1 pseudogene is annotated in these 1307 nt (G+C 67.1%); it reads left to right on the top strand.

Annotation, left to right across the window (positions count from 1 at the left end):
- Window positions 1–1307: pseudogene (locus AB0K05_RS44415) on the top strand (DNA-directed RNA polymerase subunit beta); the annotation flags it as partial.

Raw genomic sequence — 1307 nt, 5'->3', positions numbered from 1 at the left:
ACCGCGGGTCAGGATGACGCCCTGCTCGACATCTACCGCAAGCTGCGGCCGGGTGAGCCGCCGACCAAGGAGTCGGCGCAGACCCTGCTGGAGAACCTGTATTTCAACCCGAAGCGTTACGACCTGGCGAAGGTCGGCCGCTACAAGATCAACAAGAAGCTCGGCGTCGGCGGAGACATCACGCAGGGCACGCTGACCGAAGAAGACATCGTCGCCACCATCGAGTACATCGTCCGCCTCCACGCGGGTGAGGATTCGATGCCGGCCTCGGCCGAGGCGCCGATCGACACGGTGATCGTCGAGACCGACGACATCGACCACTTCGGCAACCGCCGTCTGCGCAGCGTCGGCGAGCTCATCCAGAACCAGGTCCGCCTGGGCCTGGCCCGCATGGAGCGCGTCGTCCGCGAGCGGATGACCACGCAGGACGTCGAGGCGATCACGCCGCAGACCCTGATCAACATCCGCCCGGTGGTGGCGTCGATCAAGGAGTTCTTCGGCACCTCCCAGCTGTCCCAGTTCATGGACCAGACCAACCCGCTGGCCGGCCTGACGCACAAGCGGCGTCTGTCCGCGCTCGGCCCCGGTGGTCTGTCGCGTGAGCGGGCCGGCTTCGAGGTCCGCGACGTGCACCCGTCCCACTACGGCCGGATGTGCCCGATCGAGACTCCTGAAGGCCCCAACATCGGCCTGATCGGCTCGCTCGCCTCCTACGGCCGGATCAACGCGTTCGGCTTCGTCGAGACGCCTTACCGCAAGGTCGTCGACGGCAAGGTGACCGACCAGATCGACTACCTCACGGCCGACGAGGAAGACCGCTACGTCAAGGCGCAGGCCAACACCACGCTCAACCCCGACGGCTCGTTCGCCGAGTCCCGGGTGCTCGTCCGCACCAAGGGCGGCGAGACCGAGCTGGCCAGGGCCGAGGAAGTCGACTACATCGACGTGTCGCCGCGCCAGATGGTGTCGGTCGCCACCGCGATGATCCCGTTCCTGGAGCACGACGACGCCAACCGCGCGCTCATGGGCTCCAACATGCAGCGCCAGTCGGTGCCGCTGCTCAAGAGCGAGGCGCCGCTGGTCGGCACCGGCATGGAATACCGTGCCGCGACCGACGCGGGCGACGTCATCAGCGCCGAGAAGGCCGGTGTGGTCGAGGAGGTCTCGGCCGACTACGTCACCGTGGCCAACGACGACGGCACCCGCACCACCTACCGGGTGGCCAAGTTCAAGCGGTCCAACCAGGGCACCTCGTTCAACCAGAAGCCGATCGTGGCCGAGGGTGACCGGATCGAGGTCAACCAGGT

The organism is Nonomuraea sp. NPDC049486, from assembly GCF_040676925.1.
GTDB classification, from domain to species: Bacteria; Actinomycetota; Actinomycetes; order Streptosporangiales; family Streptosporangiaceae; genus Nonomuraea; species Nonomuraea ferruginea.
This window is presented reverse-complemented; position numbering and strand designations above follow the sequence as displayed.